This is a genomic window from Listeria swaminathanii (assembly GCF_014229645.1).
Classification (GTDB): domain Bacteria; phylum Bacillota; class Bacilli; order Lactobacillales; family Listeriaceae; genus Listeria; species Listeria swaminathanii.
In genome coordinates, this window is sequence record NZ_JAATOD010000001.1 from 1,345,595 (window position 1) to 1,363,320 (window position 17,726).

General features: G+C 40.2%; 17 protein-coding genes and 2 other annotated features. Of the genes, 1 reads left to right on the top strand and 16 read right to left on the bottom strand.

Annotated features, from left to right (window positions below):
- Positions 1–17: 17 nt before the first annotated feature.
- From mdrM to HCX62_RS06715, 5 genes are all read right to left on the bottom strand, one after another.
- On the bottom strand, positions 18–1,487 hold the full coding sequence (gene mdrM / locus HCX62_RS06695) for a multidrug efflux MFS transporter MdrM (protein WP_185637866.1): 1,470 nt from the start codon (positions 1,485–1,487) through the stop codon (positions 18–20).
- The gene (locus tag HCX62_RS06700; protein ID WP_185637868.1) at positions 1,484–1,924 is read right to left on the bottom strand and encodes a MarR family winged helix-turn-helix transcriptional regulator; all 441 of its coding nucleotides are present in this window, start codon (positions 1,922–1,924) and stop codon (positions 1,484–1,486) included. The genes mdrM and HCX62_RS06700 overlap by 4 nt, the downstream gene beginning before the upstream one ends.
- Before the next feature lie 222 nt (positions 1,925–2,146).
- On the bottom strand, positions 2,147–3,016 hold the full coding sequence (gene dat, locus HCX62_RS06705; protein ID WP_185637870.1) for a D-amino-acid transaminase: 870 nt from the start codon (positions 3,014–3,016) through the stop codon (positions 2,147–2,149).
- 112 nt (positions 3,017–3,128) lie between these two features.
- On the bottom strand, positions 3,129–4,541 hold the full coding sequence (pepV, locus tag HCX62_RS06710; protein ID WP_185637872.1) for a dipeptidase PepV: 1,413 nt from the start codon (positions 4,539–4,541) through the stop codon (positions 3,129–3,131).
- A gap of 74 nt (positions 4,542–4,615) precedes the next feature.
- Positions 4,616–5,029 carry an NUDIX hydrolase gene (locus tag HCX62_RS06715; protein ID WP_185637874.1) on the bottom strand — a complete coding sequence of 138 codons (414 nt, stop codon included), beginning with the start codon at positions 5,027–5,029 and terminating at the stop codon, positions 4,616–4,618.
- Between the two features lie 104 nt (positions 5,030–5,133).
- Between HCX62_RS06715 and HCX62_RS06720 the strand changes: the two genes are divergently transcribed.
- A complete protein-coding gene (locus HCX62_RS06720) occupies positions 5,134–5,964 on the top strand; it encodes an NAD(P)H-hydrate dehydratase (RefSeq protein ID WP_185637876.1) in 831 nt (276 codons plus the stop codon).
- A gap of 39 nt (positions 5,965–6,003) precedes the next feature.
- Here HCX62_RS06720 and HCX62_RS06725 read toward each other — a convergent pair whose 3' ends face one another.
- From HCX62_RS06725 to trpE, 11 genes are all read right to left on the bottom strand, one after another.
- Entirely contained in the window at positions 6,004–6,657 is a 654-nt protein-coding gene (locus tag HCX62_RS06725; RefSeq protein ID WP_185637877.1) for a phosphatase PAP2 family protein, read from the bottom strand.
- 9 nt (positions 6,658–6,666) lie between these two features.
- Positions 6,667–8,280, bottom strand: coding sequence for a putative polysaccharide biosynthesis protein (locus tag HCX62_RS06730; RefSeq protein ID WP_185637879.1), 1,614 nt, complete (start codon positions 8,278–8,280; stop codon positions 6,667–6,669).
- 110 nt (positions 8,281–8,390) lie between these two features.
- The gene (locus HCX62_RS06735; RefSeq protein ID WP_185637881.1) at positions 8,391–10,004 is read right to left on the bottom strand and encodes a putative polysaccharide biosynthesis protein; all 1,614 of its coding nucleotides are present in this window, start codon (positions 10,002–10,004) and stop codon (positions 8,391–8,393) included.
- 73 nt (positions 10,005–10,077) lie between these two features.
- Complete coding sequence (locus HCX62_RS06740; RefSeq protein ID WP_185637883.1) at positions 10,078–10,515, bottom strand: hypothetical protein; 438 nt, start codon at positions 10,513–10,515, stop codon at positions 10,078–10,080.
- Between the two features lie 70 nt (positions 10,516–10,585).
- Positions 10,586–11,359 (bottom strand): tryptophan synthase subunit alpha, encoded by a 774-nt coding sequence (gene trpA / locus HCX62_RS06745; RefSeq protein ID WP_185637884.1) that lies wholly within the window; start codon positions 11,357–11,359, stop codon positions 10,586–10,588.
- Positions 11,352–12,554 (bottom strand): tryptophan synthase subunit beta, encoded by a 1,203-nt coding sequence (trpB, locus tag HCX62_RS06750; RefSeq protein ID WP_185600093.1) that lies wholly within the window; start codon positions 12,552–12,554, stop codon positions 11,352–11,354. The genes trpA and trpB overlap by 8 nt, the downstream gene beginning before the upstream one ends.
- Complete coding sequence (locus HCX62_RS06755) at positions 12,554–13,165, bottom strand: phosphoribosylanthranilate isomerase (protein WP_185637886.1); 612 nt, start codon at positions 13,163–13,165, stop codon at positions 12,554–12,556. Before HCX62_RS06755 ends, trpB begins: the two co-directional genes overlap by 1 nt.
- Positions 13,162–13,920, bottom strand: a complete 759-nt coding sequence (gene trpC, locus HCX62_RS06760; protein WP_185637888.1) for an indole-3-glycerol phosphate synthase TrpC — start codon at positions 13,918–13,920, stop codon at positions 13,162–13,164. The genes HCX62_RS06755 and trpC overlap by 4 nt, the downstream gene beginning before the upstream one ends.
- The gene (gene trpD / locus HCX62_RS06765; RefSeq protein WP_185637890.1) at positions 13,917–14,936 is read right to left on the bottom strand and encodes an anthranilate phosphoribosyltransferase; all 1,020 of its coding nucleotides are present in this window, start codon (positions 14,934–14,936) and stop codon (positions 13,917–13,919) included. Before trpD ends, trpC begins: the two co-directional genes overlap by 4 nt.
- Positions 14,908–15,513 (bottom strand): anthranilate synthase component II, encoded by a 606-nt coding sequence (locus tag HCX62_RS06770; RefSeq protein ID WP_185637892.1) that lies wholly within the window; start codon positions 15,511–15,513, stop codon positions 14,908–14,910. The genes trpD and HCX62_RS06770 overlap by 29 nt, the downstream gene beginning before the upstream one ends.
- Positions 15,510–16,874 carry an anthranilate synthase component I gene (gene trpE, locus HCX62_RS06775; protein ID WP_185637894.1) on the bottom strand — a complete coding sequence of 455 codons (1,365 nt, stop codon included), beginning with the start codon at positions 16,872–16,874 and terminating at the stop codon, positions 15,510–15,512. The genes HCX62_RS06770 and trpE overlap by 4 nt, the downstream gene beginning before the upstream one ends.
- A 67-nt stretch (positions 16,875–16,941) precedes the next feature.
- Positions 16,942–17,168, bottom strand: a binding site (T-box leader).
- Positions 17,169–17,216: 48 nt separating this feature from the next.
- Positions 17,217–17,459, bottom strand: a binding site (T-box leader).
- Positions 17,460–17,726 lie beyond the last annotated feature (267 nt).

Consider the following 17,726-nt stretch of genomic DNA (forward strand, 5'->3'; position numbering starts at 1 on the left):
CGCACTTTTTTCATGATTTAAGCTTCTTCTGTTTTCGTTACAATCGGTTCCATCGCACTTCTATTTTTTTGAATAAATAGCGCTAGAACACAAGCGATGACGGAAAGAATTCCAGCTACTAAAAAGGCTGTTTCGATTCCGTGAATAAGCACGTGGTTGGCAATTTCTGTTTTCGTTTTACCAATCACATCTGCTGGTCCTAGTTTATTCGCAAAGCTTGCGGCACTTTTGGACATGACAGTTATAAGCGCGGCTGTCCCGATAGAACCGGCAACTTGGCGCATCGTGTTGAACATCGCAGAACCGTGGGATGCTAGTTTTAGTGGTAGTGAATTAAGTGCAGCTGTTTGTAGCGGCATCATTACCATTGCCATACCAGCCGAACGAATCGTTTGAACTATGATGATAAAGGTCAAAGTAGTTGATTCATCCAAATTCGTAAACATGAACGTCGAACCCGCCATAATAATCAAGCCCACTAAGGACAAATACTTAGCTCCAAATCGGTCAAACATCACCCCAGTTACCGGCGAAAGTACCGCAGTGACAAGCGCTCCTGGCAAGAGTACTAACCCCGATTCAAGTGGTGAAAATCCTCGAACTGTTTGTAAGAAAATCGGTAATAACAACATTCCACCAAATAGCCCCATGACAACAAAGAAACTAATCGCTGTTGTAAGTGCAAATGTTGGATATTTAAACACTCTAAAGTTAAGTAGTGGTGCTTTGTTGCTTGTTTGATAACGAATAAATAATCCTAATACAACTAGACCCAGAATAATAAAGCCAGCTACTTTCCAAGTGAGCCAATCGTGGTCTCCGGCATTACTAAATCCAAGTAATAAACTACCAAACCCGACGGTCGACATGATAACGCCAAGAATATCGAGTTTCGGGAACGTCCTTTTTCCGACATTTTTAAGTAAGAAAATTGCTACAACAATGTCTAATATCGCAAATGGAATAATAATAAAGAATAAATTGCGCCAATCATATTGTTGAACGATCCAACCGGAAAGCGTCGGACCAATTGCTGGGGCAAAGTTCATCGCAAGGCCAATCAAGCCCATCGCTCGCCCTCTTCGTTCCATTGGGAATAAATTTAATACGACAACGGTTAACAGCGGCATAACAATACCGGCACCAATTGCTTGTACCATACGTCCAGCAATAAGCATCGTATAATCTGTAGCAAATCCACCAATCGCTGTACCAATCGCAAAAGTAATCATCGCAAATAAGTAAAGTTGACGCGTTGTAAATCGTTCAATTAAAAAGGCCGTCATTGGAATCATGACACCATTGACTAACATAAATCCAGTCGACAACCATTGTCCTTGACTGGCTGTAATCCCAAAATCTTTCATGATACTTGGTAGCGCGACATTCATCAACGTTTGGTTGAGAATTGTAACAAAGGCGCCCATAAGCATAACAATCAAAATACCGTTACGCTTCACTGATGTACTTGCTGCTTTCATATTCAATCTCGTGCACCTTCCCTTTCTAAAATGGCAATAATTTCTTGGTGCATCTCTAGCATTTCTTTCAACCTATCTTCCCCAATTTCCAAAATAGGTTCCAAACGGTTAAAGAATACATGATACGTTTCCGCTGCTTTCGTAGCTCCTTTTTCAGTCAATTCTAAGCTGAGTGCGCGGCGATTGCTTTCATTTCTCGTTCGTTTCAAAAATCCCGCCTTCACTAGTCGGTCTACAATACCAGATACAGTACTTTTACCAAGCTTCATTCGTTCTGCTAATTCACCAAGCGTTAATTCTGACTCTCTTTGTAATTCTCTGATTGCAAGTAATTGTGTCGTTGTAATCTCTCGGTTTGCTGCTTCCTCTGCTAACACATGATGCGTTTTTCGTTGCACTTCGCGAAAAGAGAAAATAACCTCTTTCACTAATTTTTCATCCATTGACTTCCCTCCGTACCGTTCGCTTGCAAATATTTCGCATGCGAACTATTAGCCTTTTGAATTATACACCTCAGAAAAAATTTGTCAATCGCTTTAGACGGTACTTTTCAAACTGAAAGCGGAGCCAATGAAGTAGTTTCAACGGATAAAAAAGTTATATAAAAATTTACATAGGTATGCAGGCAGAAAAAAACCTCCCTAAAAATAGGAAGGTTTCAACGATTATTTAGCAAGTTCTACTTCACCACATGCAGCAACAATTTCTTCTACAAAATATTGATGTAGTTTTGCTGTAATTGGTCCACGTTTGCCGTCAGCTACTTGTACACCATCGATATGAGTAACTGGAGTAATTTCAATTGTTGTGCTCGAAATGAATACTTCATCGGCTTCACGAAGGTCTGTTAAAGTAAAATCAGCTTCTTTGACAGGAATACCATTCTTTTTCGCCACATCAAGAATAACTTGGCGTGTAATACCGTTTAAAATTAAATTATCTGCAGCGTGCGTCCATAATACGCCATCTTTAATAATAGAAACATTGGAAGCAGAACATTCGGTTACTTGCTCTCCGCGGTGTAAAACAGCTTCTAATGCATTTTGTTGATGTGCTTTATTTTTTGCTAAAATATTGCCAAGTAAGTTTAGGCTCTTAATATCACAACGTAACCAGCGAACATCTTCTTCTGTAATAACTGGCCCACCTTCTACAAATTGGCGCTCATTTCTTGGTACTTCTCGTGCCGCTGCAGTTAAAACGCCTTCTAATGGGAAATCATCTGGCATAACATGATTACGTGGATTTTGAACACCACGCGTCACTTGCAAGTATACATTTCCTGTATTAATGTTATTTTCGGCAACTAATTTTTCTAATAATTCACGTAACGCTTCTTTAGAATAAGGAATAACTAAGTCAATTTTTGCTGCACTAGCATATAAGCGATCGATGTGTTCATTATAAGTGAAGAATTTACCATTATATAAACGAACTACTTCATATACACCGTCACCAAACTGATATCCGCGGTCTTCAATGTCAACTGTGGCATCTTCTCTTTCCACTAAATGGTTATTTACTAATACTTTCATCTCGAGTCTCTCCTTGCATAGTTAATTTTTGGAACTGTCTAAAAACTTAATGAAACAAAGAAACTGCCGCAAAACTAAGCTTTGCAGCAGTTAATTTTTTCAATTATAACCTTTACTTCGCTAATTTGTAAAGTGCTTCTGCGTAAATTGCTGTCGCTTTTAACAAATCATCAAAATAGCTGAATTCATCTTTTTGGTGCATCGTGTCTTCACGCCCTGGGAATAGTGCGCCGAACGCTACGCCTGTCTCCATATGGCGTGCATAAGTTCCGCCACCAATTGCTAGTAAAGTAGCTTCTTCGCCAGTTTGTTTTGTATATACTTCTTGTAAAATTTGAATAAGTGGGTGATCTTTTGGTACGAAAAGTGGTTTGGAATCTTCGTAATGTGTATATTGTGCATTGTACTCATATACGACTGTTTGCATTTTATTTTTCAGTTTGTCCATGTTAGCAGTCACTGGATAACGGAAATTAAGTCCGTATTTACCGCCTTCTGCTACATCATAACGGATAACGCCAACGTTCATTGTTAGCTCGCCACTTTCTTCATCTTCGTAGCTAATGCCAAGTTTAACGGCACGGGAATCGCCGAATAGATAATCACGACCAAATGTCACGAAATCATTTGCAGCGCCTGTTAATTTAAATTTACCAAGGAAGGCTACTAAATGAAGACCAGCGTTTACACCGTTGTTTGGTTCCATCGCATGGGCGGATTTGCCGACGATGTTGATTTTAACGGATTTGCCGTTTTCTTCTAAAGTTCCTTCTACTGGATGATTTGCTAAGAATGTTTTGAATGCACTTGCTACTTTGTCGAAGTCTTTTACGTCTTCTAAAATAGCTGTTGCATGATCTGGAACCATGTTGTAGCGTTCGCCTGATTCTACGCTAAGTAAACGGAATGCTGCTTCCCCGCTTGCTTCACCATCTTTAAAAGATACATCTAATTCTGAGATACCTTTTTCCGCGTGAATGATTGGGAATTCTGCATCTGGAACGAAACCAAGTGTTGGTTGTTCTTCTGTTTCGAAATAGCGCTCTACACAGCTCATACCGCTTTCTTCATCAGAACCAACGATGATTCTAACACGGCGTGAAAGTGGTAAACCTAATTCTTTAATAATTTTGAGTGCGTAATAACCAGCGATTGTTGGGCCTTTATCGTCCGCAACTCCGCGAGCGTATAATTTGCCGTCACGTAAAGTTGGTTCGAACGGTCCATTCGTCCAGCCGTCACCAACAGGAACAACATCAACATGTCCTAAAACGCCAACAAGTTCTTCACCTTGACCGTATTCAAGGTGTCCAGCTACGTTGCCAACTTCTTTTGCAGTGAAGCCGTCTTTTTTACCAAGTTCGATCATATAGTCGAGTGCGCGTTTTACATCTGGTCCAAACGGCGCATCTTCTGTTTTTTTACTGTCATCGCGAACACTCGGAATGCGAAGAAGCCCTTTTAAATCTTCTAGGAAATCATCTTTACGTGATTCCACTTCTTTTTGCCAATTAATTTCTGTCATAATTGTTATTCCCTCCTTCAAACTTATCTTCTCTATTGTAAACTGTTTTTACGTAGCTTGGAAGCCGTAACTACCTATTTTCTCATAAAACCTTTAATTGCTTCAAAATCCCAACGTTCCATCCGCGAAGAAAAAACGATATCGATAATATTTAAGCTTTCTTTTTCTAGTGGTAAAAAGCGATATTCCTCGTGTTCATCCGATAATTCTATTTCGCCATCTTCTGGCATTTCCACTAAATAAAAAACGCCGGTAATTTGGAAGTCTTCATGGAAAAATTCCCACGTGTCATATAAAATAAACGGCTGTACTTGTAACTTTGTTTCCTCATAAACCTCTCTAAAAAGGGCTTCCCCGTGAGTTTCACCGTAATTCATGCGGCCTCCTGGAAGTTCAAAAACATCCCCTTCTACCCCTTTTTTCTTGAGTGCTAAAAATTCTCCGTCTTTTACGATAACTGCTTTTACTGCAGGATATATAGGTTTCATTTTACAAAAGCCTCCTTATCATTTAAGATAAACATGATTTATCTGTTCTTTATTTTACCCGGTTGAGTAGATAAAAGCCAGTGTCATAAGGAGGTTTTACAAAAATGAAGAAAATAACACCGAAAGCAATGTGCGCATGGATTCCAAAACGTGAAGACGAAACACACAAGGGTGACTATGGGCGCGTTCTGATTGTCGCTGGAAATAAACAATTTGGCGGAGCTGCCATTATGGCTGCAGAAGCTTGCGTAAAAAGTGGTGCTGGTTTAACAACCGTTGCCTCTGATAGCGTCAACCGTCCCGCTCTCCAAACACGAATTCCTGAATGTATGTTTATTGATTATGAAAATATCACGAGCCTAAGTGAACAAATCAGCCAATTTGATACCATTTTAATCGGTCCTGGTCTTGGGTTAGATGCTTATGCGGAAGAAATTTTCCGATTGGTATTACAAAAATCAACCGAACGGCAGCAAGTCATTATTGACGGCGACGGCATTACTATTTATGCTAAGGGAGAAAATCCCCACCCTGCCGCCAAACTCACTTTTACACCACATGCAGGCGAATGGGCACGACTAAAAGTGTTAGCGCCTGATGCAGAAACGCCAACAGATGTTGCGCTTGCAATTGATGCGACGATTGTACTTAAAGGGCATCGTACCAAAGTGTATTCCGGCGAATCTGCTTGGCAAAACATGTACGGTACGCCAGCAATGGCAACGGGTGGCATGGGCGACACGCTCGCTGGAACGATTTGCGGCTTAATGGCGCAAACAGAAAAACCAATTACCGGCACGCTTGCTGCAGTCTTCCTTCACAGCTATATCGGCGAAATTTTAGCCAAAAAGCGCTATGTCGTGCTTCCAACTGAAATTGCCGAAGAATTACCGACCTATTTGAAAATTTTTAGCGAAACAGACGAACATGCTTAATAAAAAAATCCTCCCTTTTTATGAAGAGAGGATTTTTTTCTATGCTTTTTTAAATTTATTAGCCCATAAAGCTAGTTTTTTATTCCAAATAAAGTAACAACCGATGCCGCTGAAAAGTACCGCATTTCCAATTAAAAATCCAGCAACAACGTCACTTGGGAAATGAACGCCTAAGTAAACGCGAGAATACATTACAAAAACAACAATTCCTAATGCCAAAATGCCAATCGTATAGCGCAACCATTTGTGGCTGACGTAAAGAATTAAAAAGAACGCGAGCATCCCATAAAAAACAGTGGAGCCAGTCGAATGTCCACTAGGGAAACTATATCCGCCTTGTTCGATTAATTTATACGTGGGTCTTGGACGCTGAACAATGTTTTTAATAATCGAAGGAATAAGTGCGCCTCCAATTAAAACAATACCGCCAAACCAAATCGCCGTGTCCACTTTTCGCATAACTACAAGCGCAATGATCACGACTACAGTTAAAATACAAATGGTAGCAACCCCGCCAATATCGGTTAAATAAGAAATCACGGTCGTTTTCGTATCCGTAATGCCTACACGAATAATACTATTCCAATAATCATCAAAACGTTGAATCCATTTTGCACCGGTCATAACGCCTGTCATAAAGAAAATAAATCCAAGGAGGGCGATACCGCTAATAATAAATGGTGTTTTTTTCATATAATCCTCCTAGCGAATTCTTAGTTTTTCACGTAATCTTGTTCCGCGTGGTCCGAATAATTTATCAGATAGATGAAGTTTAAATGCCATATAACCGTAGAAAATTGCTCCTACTCCACCACAAACAACAGTAAGCATTAATGCTGGAATTTTCCGGTCTGGTGTAACAAAATTAGACATTACTACATAGAGTACAATGACTACAAGTCCCATTAAGGCTGTCATTGCAAAGAAGAGCACGGTTCGCCGCAAAATAACTTTGAAAGAGAAACGAACATATTTCTTAATAATAAGTAGCATGAAAATACACGATACAGCATAGCCAATCCCCGTTGCAATAATTGATCCTTTTGCTTCAAATAACATAATTAGCGGCATTTGCAGAACCGATTTCGCAAGCAAACCGAGTAATAAACCCAGTACCGTAAATCGTTGTTCATCAATCCCTTGTAAGACGGCGGCAGATACGCTAAATAGCGAGAATAAAATCGCAATTGGCGCAAATAATTGTAGCAAGGCTGTCCCATTATCACTTGGCGAAAAGAACACCGTGAATAACGGTCTTGCTAACATCGCAATCCCAAAACAAGCTGGAATTGTTAAAAATAATAAAATTTGAAAAACGTCATTTAATTGGCGCTTCACTTGGGCATATTCTTTTCGTACATAAGCGCCGGTCACAAGTGGAACTAGCGCCATCGAGAACGCAATCGCGAGCGTCCCAGGAATCATAATCAATTTTTGTACATCAAAGTTAATAATCGCCACGTAAGAATTCACTAATTCTGGCGTAATACCAATGTATTCTAATACCCGCCCTAACGTAAATTGGTCAATCAGCTGATAAAGCGAAGTTGCCGAACCAACAATAATAAAAGGAATTGCCGATAGAATAATATCTTTATAGAGTGTCGGAATAGATATTTTTACTGTTCCTCTGTCCTCTAAAAGCATTCGGTCAAGTCCGGGTTTTCGTTTGTAATAATACCATAGTAGTAAAATCAAACTGGCAAAAGCACCTACAAAAGCGGAAAATGTAGCGATACTAATTGCTGTTACAACATTTCCATCAAGCATATACATCACAATAAATGTGCCAGCAAGCAAGAACATAATTCGAACAACTTGTTCTAAAACTTGTGATACAGCAGATGGCCCCATCGAATTATATCCTTGGAAAAATCCTCGAAGTAAACTCATGACTGGAATAATAAGTAAGGCAAAACTAACTGCACGAATAACCTGAATCCCGTCCGCTAAACTATACCCACCCTCGAGTTGTTGCATACGAGCAAGTGTCGGAGCAAGTCCATACATCGCTAGGAAACAGACAATACCGGAGAAAATCATTAAATATACACCGGTTTTAAATAAACGTCGGCCTACCGCGTATTCTTCCATCGCATTATATTTTGCTATATATTTAGCAACAGCCAGCGGAATACCTGCAGTTGCAATGCTTAAGAATAATTGATACGGCACATAACCGAAATTGTACAGAAGCGCTGGTTCATCTCCTCCAATAATCGCATAAAACGGAATCACATACAATATTCCGAGCACTTTAGAGATTAATGTCCCTAGCGTCAGAATAAATGTTCCTCTGAGCAGTTTTGAACCCATCGTCTAACTTCCTTTACATTAAATTATATATCCTTGTTTACTTTACCATTAACTCTTTTAAAAAAAAAGAACAAACCAAAATAAATATCGGCTTGTTCTTTACAAAAAGTTTAAATCAAATGAAGTTTTTTACGAATTTTATACATCCGATCTCCAAGGATATATTTCAAGAGCCCTGCTTTTGCAGCTAAAAACGCATAAATATAAGCACCAAATCCAGCCGCAATAAAAACAATCACTAAGGCCGTCAAGCGCGCATGCGGATTTAAAAATAAAGTTAACCCTTGATAAATGATCCAGACACTCATCAGCATCACTGCGCTAATTCCTAAAATAAGCAAGAGTCGCCTCATAATATATTTAAAGGAGTAGTTCGCATATTTTTTAATAATCCAGATAGTGAATGTGACAGAAACAATATAGCCAAGTCCGGTTGCTAGTGCCCCTCCTTTTGCTCCAAGAAGTAAGATTAAAGGCATTTGCAACACTGATTTTGTCAGTAGGCCTAGTAGTAGACTTAGAACGGTGTAACGCTGCTCATCGATTCCTTGCAAAATCGCCGCCGTGACACTAAATAGCGAGAAGAAAATTGCAAATGGTGCAAAGAACTGGAGTAACATCGAGCCATCCGCATTATAGCCATAGAAAATGGTGTATAGCGGATCAGCCAAAATCGCAATTCCAAGACACGCTGGCACAACTAAAAATAATAACACTTGAAACACAGCTGTTAAATGATGATGCACTTCCCGAAGCCGCCCTTTATGAAAAGAAGCTGCCACTAACGGCACAAGCGTCATAGAAAACGCTAAAGCCAGTGTCCCAGGAATCATAATAATTTTTTGGACAGAAAAGTTGAAAATAGAAAGCAAGTCTTCTGCCGTTTTTCCAGCCATGCCATCATATGTTAAAATTCGCGCAAATGTAAACAAATCAATTTGCTGATAAAGCGACATCGCCATCCCAACAATGATAAACGGTACGGCAGATATCGAAATTTCTTTTAATAAGTGGAAAGTCGAAACGCGTAACTTGTTGTCACTACCAGCAATCATTTTTTGAATGCCGGGCTTCCGTTTCCGGTAATACCAAATGAGGCAAATCAAACTGAAAAACGCTCCAACAAACGCCGCGAAAGTCGCTAAACTCATTGCTGTTACAAGGCTTCCATTCAACACATGAAGCACAATATACGTACTTGCAAGTAAAAATATAATTCTCGCTACTTGCTCAATTACTTGTGATACAGCAGAAGGTCCCATTGAATGAAACCCTTGGAAATAACCGCGAAGTAAACTCATAACCGGAATAATCAGCAAGGCGAAACTCACTGCTCGAATAACCGATGTAATATCTTCAATACTTGTTCCACCACTGACTTCTTGCATTCCAGCTAAGATCGGTGCAAAAATGTACATCACTAAAAAGCTGACAATCCCTGTAAATAGCATTAAATACGTACTTGATTTATATAACCTTTGACTCAATGCATATTCATTTAACGAATTATATTTCGAAATATATTTGGCAACTGCTAATGGAACTCCAGCTGTCGCGATATTTAAGAAAATTTGGTACGGAACATAGCCATATTGATAGAGAATTGTCGCCTGTTCCCCGCCCGCAATCCAGTAAAATGGAATGACATATAAAATCCCTAAAATTTTTGACAGCAAAGTTCCTGCTGTTAGTACAGCGGTCCCGCGCATTAATTTTGAACTCATAATTTCTGTTACCTCAATTGATTTTTTCTTTGTAAGTCTGTCTGAATATCTGTTATGTAAAAATCATGCTCCCTTACTTCATGCGTCTAAGATTTAAAATACAAATGACACTTAAAGCAAGTAGTACGGCCGGTAAAATGAGCGATAAAAAGTTCACACCACTATTAATCATTGATAAAACAACACCAAGAACAGTAAACGCAGCATATAAGTAATACACAATCGGTGAAATGATAATGCCTTTTCTCAGCTTGTTAAAAGAAAGAAATAGAATAATGGTAAATGCGATACAAAGTACCGCCATAATTGTTGTCGTCATAATAAGATTTTGAACAACAGCAGTTACACTTGCATTAGCAAGTACTTCCTTTTTTTGTTGTATCGCTAAAAGGGATACAATTGAAAACGAACTTAATACGGTTTGAATAGTCGAAACTATCGCTATTCCTAGTGTGATATTCTTTGTGTTATTGAGCATTCTAGCATGCTCTGGTTTAACTTCAACAGACATCCTTACAACTCCTCTTTAACATTCTATACACCAGACTTTACCATATTTAAAGAGAAATTGTAAGTAGTAATTAGTTTTCGATTCGAACTTCTGCAGCCTTTTGCAAAAATGCGCCTAGTTCAGCGGATTTCTCTTCGTGCAACATTTGCACAACTTTACTTCCGATAATCACACCATCACAGACATGCGCAAATTTTTCTACATGTTCGATGGAGGAAACCCCAAACCCCGCAAGAACTGGAACAGGACTAATGCTTTTTAAATAAGCTAAATGGCTATCAATATGCGTGTCAAATTCAGTCCGTACGCCAGTTGTCCCGTTGACCGTCACCGCATAAATAAATCCTTCAGCTTGTTTCGCAATTTCTTCTAGACGCTCTTTCGGACTAGTCAATGAAACGAGCGGGATAAGCGCGATATCTGTTCCTTCGAGTTCCGGTGTAATGAGCGTTTGATGTTCATAAGGCAAATCTGGAATAATAAGCCCTTTTACCGGCGTTTTTTGCAGCAACTCAACAAATTTTGGAATACCTAGATGGAAAATCGGATTGATATAGCTCATGATAATGAGCGGAATTTGCACTTTACTAGCTTGTAATTTCGTTAAAATGGCTTCTAAACTGACATGCTCTTTTAAGGCGCGCAAACCAGCAAGTTGAATAATCGGCCCATCAGCAACTGGATCTGAAAAAGGAATCCCAATCTCAATTGCGCTCACGCCTGATTTTTCTAAGAATAATAACTGTTCTTCCAACGCGTCTAAACCGCCGTCCCCTCCCATAATATAGGTAACTACAGCCGCATGCTCTTTATTCGCTAGCTTTCTTGTTAAGGTTTTAGTCATTTGCTTGTCCCTCCAAACGTTCTTTTAGTTGGTTAACGTCTTTGTCTCCGCGACCGGATAAACAAACAACCATACTTTCCTCTGGGCGCATTTTGCTTGCCAATTTGACGGCATAACTAATAGCGTGCGAACTTTCGAGTGCCGGAATAATCCCCTCTGTACGGCATAACAATTGAAATGCTTCGACTGCCTCGTCATCCGTAACAGAATGATACTCCGCACGACCTAAATCACGGAAAAAGCTGTGTTCAGGACCGATGCCCGGGTAATCCAATCCAGCTGAAATCGAGAATGCCTCGAGAATTTGACCATTTTCATCTTGTAAAACATCCATCATCGCCCCATGCAAAATACCAATTTCACCTTTGGAAATAGTCGCTGCATGAAATTCTGTTTCGAGACCGTGTCCTGCTGCTTCGACACCATGCATTTGAACGGAAGCATCATCGACAAATGGATAAAATAAGCCCATCGCATTACTACCGCCACCAACACAAGCCACGATTGCTTCTGGAAGCTTGCCTTCTTTTTCCAAATGTTGCTTCCGTGCTTCAATCCCGATTACGCTTTGGTAATCACGCACAATTTCTGGAAACGGGTGTGGTCCAAGAACAGATCCCATAATATAATGCGTATCTTCTACATTCGCCACCCAGAATCGCAGCGCTTCATTAACCGCATCTTTCAGTGTCCGGCTACCAGCTTTCACGCTCACCACTTTTGCACCAAGTAGCTCCATTCTAAACACATTGAGCGATTGACGTTTGACGTCTTCCTCCCCCATAAAAATCGTACATTCCATATTAAAAAGTGCTGCTACTGTTGCAGTTGCCACACCATGTTGCCCAGCGCCTGTTTCAGCTACAACTTTTTGCTTGCCCATTTGGCGAGCGAGTAATGCTTGACCAATCGTATTATTGATTTTATGCGCGCCAGTATGATTCAAATCTTCCCGTTTTAAATAAATTTTCGCCCCGCCAGCATGTGCAGTGAGTTGTTCTGCAAAATAAAGCGGCGTTTCCCGACCAACATATTCCTTTAAATAGTAGTTTAATTCTTGTTGGAAAGCTGGATCTGTTTTGGATGCTCGGTAAGCTTCATCTAATTCTTTCACTGCTTTCATTAAAGTTTCTGGCACAAATCTGCCACCAAATTTCCCGTAAAAGCCATTTTCGTCAGGTGCTTGATATGTCATTATTTCTCCACTCCTTTTGCTGTTTTAATGAAGGTTTTAATTTTTTCTGGATCTTTTTCGCCGTTTGTTTCGACGCCAGAGGAAATATCTACTGCATATGGTTCAAAGCGTTTAATGGCTTCTTGAACATTTTCAGCATTTAGTCCACCAGCAATTATCAATTTATTTTTCAGCAGTTTATCGCGATCTATTTTGTCCCAATCAAAAGTTTTTCCGCTGCCACCTTCGTATTCTTCTGCCGGGGCGTCGAGTAAAACAGCGGCATTTGGATAATCATTTATAGTATCCGGAAGTTTGCCGTCTTTAATCGGGAAAGCTTTAATTACTTCGGCATCTGTACGGTTTGCTTGTTCGGCCGGTTCTTGGCCGTGAAGTTGAACGACGTCTAATGGAACGCCTTTGATTGCTGCTGTTAACTCGTCTTCAGTTGGATTAACGAAAACTCCCACTTTTTTTACATTCGCTGGAATATTTTTGGCTAGTTCATGCGCTTGTTCAATCGTTACTTGGCGTCTGCTTTTCGCAAAAACAAATCCAATCATATCCGCGCCATTTTCGACTGCTGCCTTTACATCCACCGCTTTTTTCAAGCCACAAATTTTCACTTTCATCGTTTCACCTTCAAACTTTTTGCTGCTACTTCCGGAGTTTCTTCTCGCATAAGCGCCTCTCCGACAAGGACTGCATTATATTTTTGACTAACTCGAGCAACATCTTCTGCCGTTCTAAATCCGGATTCACTAATAAAACAAGCATCCGTGAAAAAATCACCGGCAAGCGTCTCACTTACCGCAATATCGACCTCAAATGTGTGCAAATTGCGATTGTTGACACCGATTAATTTAGCACCAAGTTTTTGCGCAATTGCTAATTCTGCCTGGTCATGCACTTCTACTAACACTTCCAAATCAAGTGCAACCGCCTGTTCAAAAAGGGTTTCCAGCTCCTCTTCCGTAAGCGCCGAAATAATCAATAACACAACAGTCGCTCCCGCATTCCGAGCACGAATCAATTGTTTTTCGCTAATAATAAAGTCTTTACAAAGTACTGGAATTTCCACATTTCGCGCCACTTCTCGCAAATCTTCAATCGAACCTTTGAAAAAAACCGGGTCAGTCAAAACGGAAATCATTCCCGCACCAGCCGCTTGATACGATTTTGCTTGAGCAACCGGATCCACTCCCATATTAATTTCACCTTTTGATGGCGAAGCACGCTTTACTTCGGCAATTAATTGCATCGCGGTCGTATTTGCTTTTAAAAATTCATAAAACGAATAAGTTTTCCGTTTTTCGCCTATTTTCTCTCGTGGCATCGCGGCAACTTCGACTGCTTTTTGAGCTAAAATCTCTTCTAAAAATGTCATTTCGCTAGCACCTCTTTTTGATAAGTAATTAAATCTGCCAATTTTTGTTTGGCTAAACCACTTCTAACTATATCTCTTGCTACATCTACGCCTTCTTTCACCGTCGCCACTTTGCCATTTGCGAATAAACCAAATCCGGCATTTAATAGCACCGTGTCGAGGTAAGCTCCAGGTTCACCGTCAAGTACACTACGAAGGATTTCTGCATTTTCTTTGGCATCCCCGCCTTTAATCGCTTCGAGCGGATAACTCGCCAGACCAACTTCTTCTGGACGCAGTGTGTATAATCGAACTTCTCCGTTTTCATATAAAGCGTAATGATTTTCACCAGCTAAAGAAGCTTCATCCATAAAACCAGCGCCATTTAAAACGACCGCCCGTTTCCGCCCTAGTTGTCCTAGCACTTGCGCTGTTTGCTCAAGTAAATCACGACGATAAATACCCATTAATTGTGTTTCTAAATGAACCGGATTCGTTAACGGCCCAATTAAATTAAAAATTGTTGGCGTTCCAAGCTCTTTTCGCACATCCATAACATACTTCATATTCGGATGAACATGTGGCGCGAACAAAAAGGCAATCCCGACATTTTCAAGTAAATACGTCATGTCTTCCGGACGCATATTAATATCAATTCCTAATTCCTGACAAACATCTGCACTCCCAGACCGACTAGAAATGCTTCGGTTTCCATGTTTCGCAACTGGTATCCCCGCAGCCGCAAGAACAAAGGCAGAAGTGGTACTTATATTGAAACTATTAGATTTATCTCCACCTGTACCGCAGTTATCCATCGCCGTTCCAGCTGGAAAATCAACTTGGATAGCAACTTGTTGCATTGCCTCTGCTATTCCCGCCATTTCCTCCGCTGTTTCCCCTTTGACTTTCAGCGCCATTAAAAAGGCAGCAATTTTCGTTTTCGATAGTCGCCCCTCAAAAATTTCTGTGGCAACGCTATTCATTTCCGCTTTAGATAAATTTTCTTGATCATATACTTTTTGTAGTAAGATTTCCATTTTCCCGCACCCTTTCCACGATTGTAATAAAATTTTCCATCATTTGTTTTCCATCAATCGTACCAATTGATTCTGGATGAAATTGCAAACCGTAAACCGGATAATTTTTCACTTTCATCGCCATCACTTCCGCATCATCTGTCGCCACCGCCAAAACTTCTAAAATATCTGGCAACGTGTTTTTATCTACTATTAAAGAATGGTAGCGCATCACCGGAACCTCTTCTGGCAAATTAGCAAAGATAGCTCCGCCGGTTTGTCGCATTGTTGAAACTTTACCGTGACGAATTTTCGCCGCTCGCTTCACTTCCCCGCCAAACACTTCTCCAATGGCTTGATGCCCTAAACAAATCCCTAACAACGGTTTTTCTTTCGCAAATTTCGCAACCACTTCTTCTAAAAGTCCAGCCTCACTTGGTTTCCCCGGTCCCGGCGAAAGTACAATTCCATCCGCCAAATCCGCAACTGCCATTAAATCAGCCGCATCATTTCGCTTTACCACAACTTCACTAAATTCTGCCAAATATTGCTCCAAGTTAAACGTAAAAGAATCATAGTTATCAATTAATAAAATCATTCTCCCACCTCCAAAAGTGCCTTCGCTTTTTGCAACGTTTCTAAGTATTCGCTTTCCGGATCAGAATCATAAACAATCCCCGCTCCGGCTTGCACGTAGGCTTTCTCATCGTGGACTACCATCGTTCTAATCGAAAGCGCAAAATCCGAATCACCATTTTTCGTTAAATAACCAACCGCCCCGGCATATGGACCACGTTTCACATTTTCCCATTCATAAATTCGTTGCATCGCTCTTATTTTCGGTGCTCCACTAACCGTGCCAGCTGGCAACGTCGACCGGAGAGCATCCATTGCAGTTAGTTCGGGTTTCAACGTTCCTTCTACAACAGAAACTAGATGCATTAAGAAACGGTATCTTTCAATAGTAAGATAAACTGGTACGTGAACCGATCCCGTTTCGGCAATTTTGCCAATATCATTGCGTCCTAAATCCACTAACATCCGGTGCTCTGCAAGCTCTTTCTCATCCGATAATAATTCCGCCGCTAACAGTTCATCTTCTTGTTTCGTAGCCCCGCGCCGTCTTGTCCCTGCGATAGGGTTTGTGATAACCGTGCGCCCCTTCGTTTTAATCAGACTCTCCGGCGAAGAACCAATTAAAACAGTATCGCCAAAATCAATAAAATAAAGATAAGGCGAAGGATTTAGCAAACGTAATTTTCGGTAATAATCAAATGGCGTCACTGTAAAATCCGCTTCGAGTCGCTGTGAAAGAACTATTTGAAAGAAGTCGCCATCTTGGATATACGTTTTCGCTTTTTTTACTAAATCCATGTATTCTTCCTTCGTATAATTGCTCTTATATGTCATCTTAGGAACATGAACCGCCTGATGTTCCGCAATTTTCGGTGTAGTCAGTTCCAGTTCCATCACTTCGAGCGCCTTATCCAGTTCCGCCTCACTTCTGCCCGAATAACAATTATCTTGCACTAAAATAAGTTCTTCCGCCTGATGATCCATAATCACAAAACTTTCATAAACGTAAAAACGAATATCCGGCATATCCCGCGTTTCCACTGGGAGCTCGCCTAACTTTTCATAAAGCGAAATTACGTCATAACCTACATAACCAATCGCTCCCGAGTCTAGCGGCAAATCCGCTTCGTCCTCTTTCGCCTTTTCAATAAATAATTCAATAGCTTTTAATGGATCCGTTACAACTTGATGTGTTCCATCTATATAATAATCATGTTGATATACTTTAATTTCATGCACTGGGTTGATAGCAATAATGGAATAACGCCCCGCCTCAGCATCTTTAGCCGCACCTTCAAGCAAGCTTTTCCCCGTACCAGAAAGTCTTTGAAATGCCAAAATCGCGGTTAATGTATCTGCATCCATTTTCTTCATTTTTCTCATCTAAATCATCCCTTCTTCTTCACTAAAATAAAAAAAGTCCTCTGAAAAAGCGCAAAGTAATGCTTTTTCAGAGGACGAGTTATCGCGGTGCCACCTCATTTTAGGAATAAATCCTATCTCAGTGCTGCTTTATTTCGCAGCTGCTCTATAACGGGAGCACCCGTTCACCCCTACTTAATTTCAAGGTATCACGCACAAGGCCCATTCCTAATTCATCTATTTGTCAGCTCTCACCGTGCGCCAACTCTCTGTAAAAATCGATGAAAAAGTACTATTCTTGTTTGATGTTTTCGTTTTATAAAATTAAAAAAGGGTCTCTCTCCAAGCCTAGCAAATATACTAGACAAGGACGAGAGACCCGTGGTACCACCTTGATTAACTGCAAAAACAGTTCACTTAATCCATCCAACTTCCGAATGGGCGCCTTGTGTAACGATAAGGCCTAATCGCTGTATCCTACTAAGAAAACTCTTTTCAGATCAGAGCTCAGAAGTCCATTCACATCATGTCCGCTACTGACTTTCACCAACCGTCAGCTCTCTAAAAACTTTCATCATGCTACTTACTCTTCATCAAAGCTATCATTTTTTACTTGTGTTCATCTTACATAAGAAAATCTCGAAAGTCAAGCAAATAAAACCACTTTATAATAAAAAGAAGCAAAACAATAACTAATAAACAAGTAAGAAAAAAGAACTATACATAGAAAAGTATCATTTTCAAAAAACGCCCCTGCCATTATCTCTATTCTCCTTCACTCCTATTAGCAACAAAAACCATTGATTAAAAACAATTCCCAAAGATAAATAGCTAAAAATCCACCGACAAATCCATTCTCTAAAACCATGCCTA

Bases quoted from the DNA above. Each gene is read 5' to 3' on its own strand.
- HCX62_RS06700 (WP_185637868.1), bottom strand. From the start codon at position 1,924: ATGGATGAAAAATTAGTGAAAGAGGTTATTTTCTCTTTTCGCGAAGTG.
- trpB (WP_185600093.1), bottom strand. From the start codon at position 12,554: ATGACATATCAAGCACCTGACGAAAATGGCTTTTACGGGAAATTTGGT.
- trpA (WP_185637884.1), bottom strand. From the start codon at position 11,359: ATGACTAAAACCTTAACAAGAAAGCTAGCGAATAAAGAGCATGCGGCT.
- dat (WP_185637870.1), bottom strand. From the start codon at position 3,016: ATGAAAGTATTAGTAAATAACCATTTAGTGGAAAGAGAAGATGCCACA.
- HCX62_RS06755 (WP_185637886.1), bottom strand. From the start codon at position 13,165: ATGAAAGTGAAAATTTGTGGCTTGAAAAAAGCGGTGGATGTAAAGGCA.
- HCX62_RS06720 (WP_185637876.1), top strand. From the start codon at position 5,134: ATGAAGAAAATAACACCGAAAGCAATGTGCGCATGGATTCCAAAACGT.
- HCX62_RS06770 (WP_185637892.1), bottom strand. From the start codon at position 15,513: ATGATTTTATTAATTGATAACTATGATTCTTTTACGTTTAACTTGGAG.
- trpD (WP_185637890.1), bottom strand. From the start codon at position 14,936: ATGGAAATCTTACTACAAAAAGTATATGATCAAGAAAATTTATCTAAA.
- HCX62_RS06740 (WP_185637883.1), bottom strand. From the start codon at position 10,515: ATGTCTGTTGAAGTTAAACCAGAGCATGCTAGAATGCTCAATAACACA.
- trpE (WP_185637894.1), bottom strand. From the start codon at position 16,874: ATGAGAAAAATGAAGAAAATGGATGCAGATACATTAACCGCGATTTTG.
- HCX62_RS06735 (WP_185637881.1), bottom strand. From the start codon at position 10,004: ATGAGTTCAAAATTAATGCGCGGGACCGCTGTACTAACAGCAGGAACT.
- trpC (WP_185637888.1), bottom strand. From the start codon at position 13,920: ATGACATTTTTAGAAGAGATTTTAGCTCAAAAAGCAGTCGAAGTTGCC.
- HCX62_RS06730 (WP_185637879.1), bottom strand. From the start codon at position 8,280: ATGGGTTCAAAACTGCTCAGAGGAACATTTATTCTGACGCTAGGGACA.
- HCX62_RS06725 (WP_185637877.1), bottom strand. From the start codon at position 6,657: ATGAAAAAAACACCATTTATTATTAGCGGTATCGCCCTCCTTGGATTT.
- HCX62_RS06715 (WP_185637874.1), bottom strand. From the start codon at position 5,029: ATGAAACCTATATATCCTGCAGTAAAAGCAGTTATCGTAAAAGACGGA.
- pepV (WP_185637872.1), bottom strand. From the start codon at position 4,541: ATGACAGAAATTAATTGGCAAAAAGAAGTGGAATCACGTAAAGATGAT.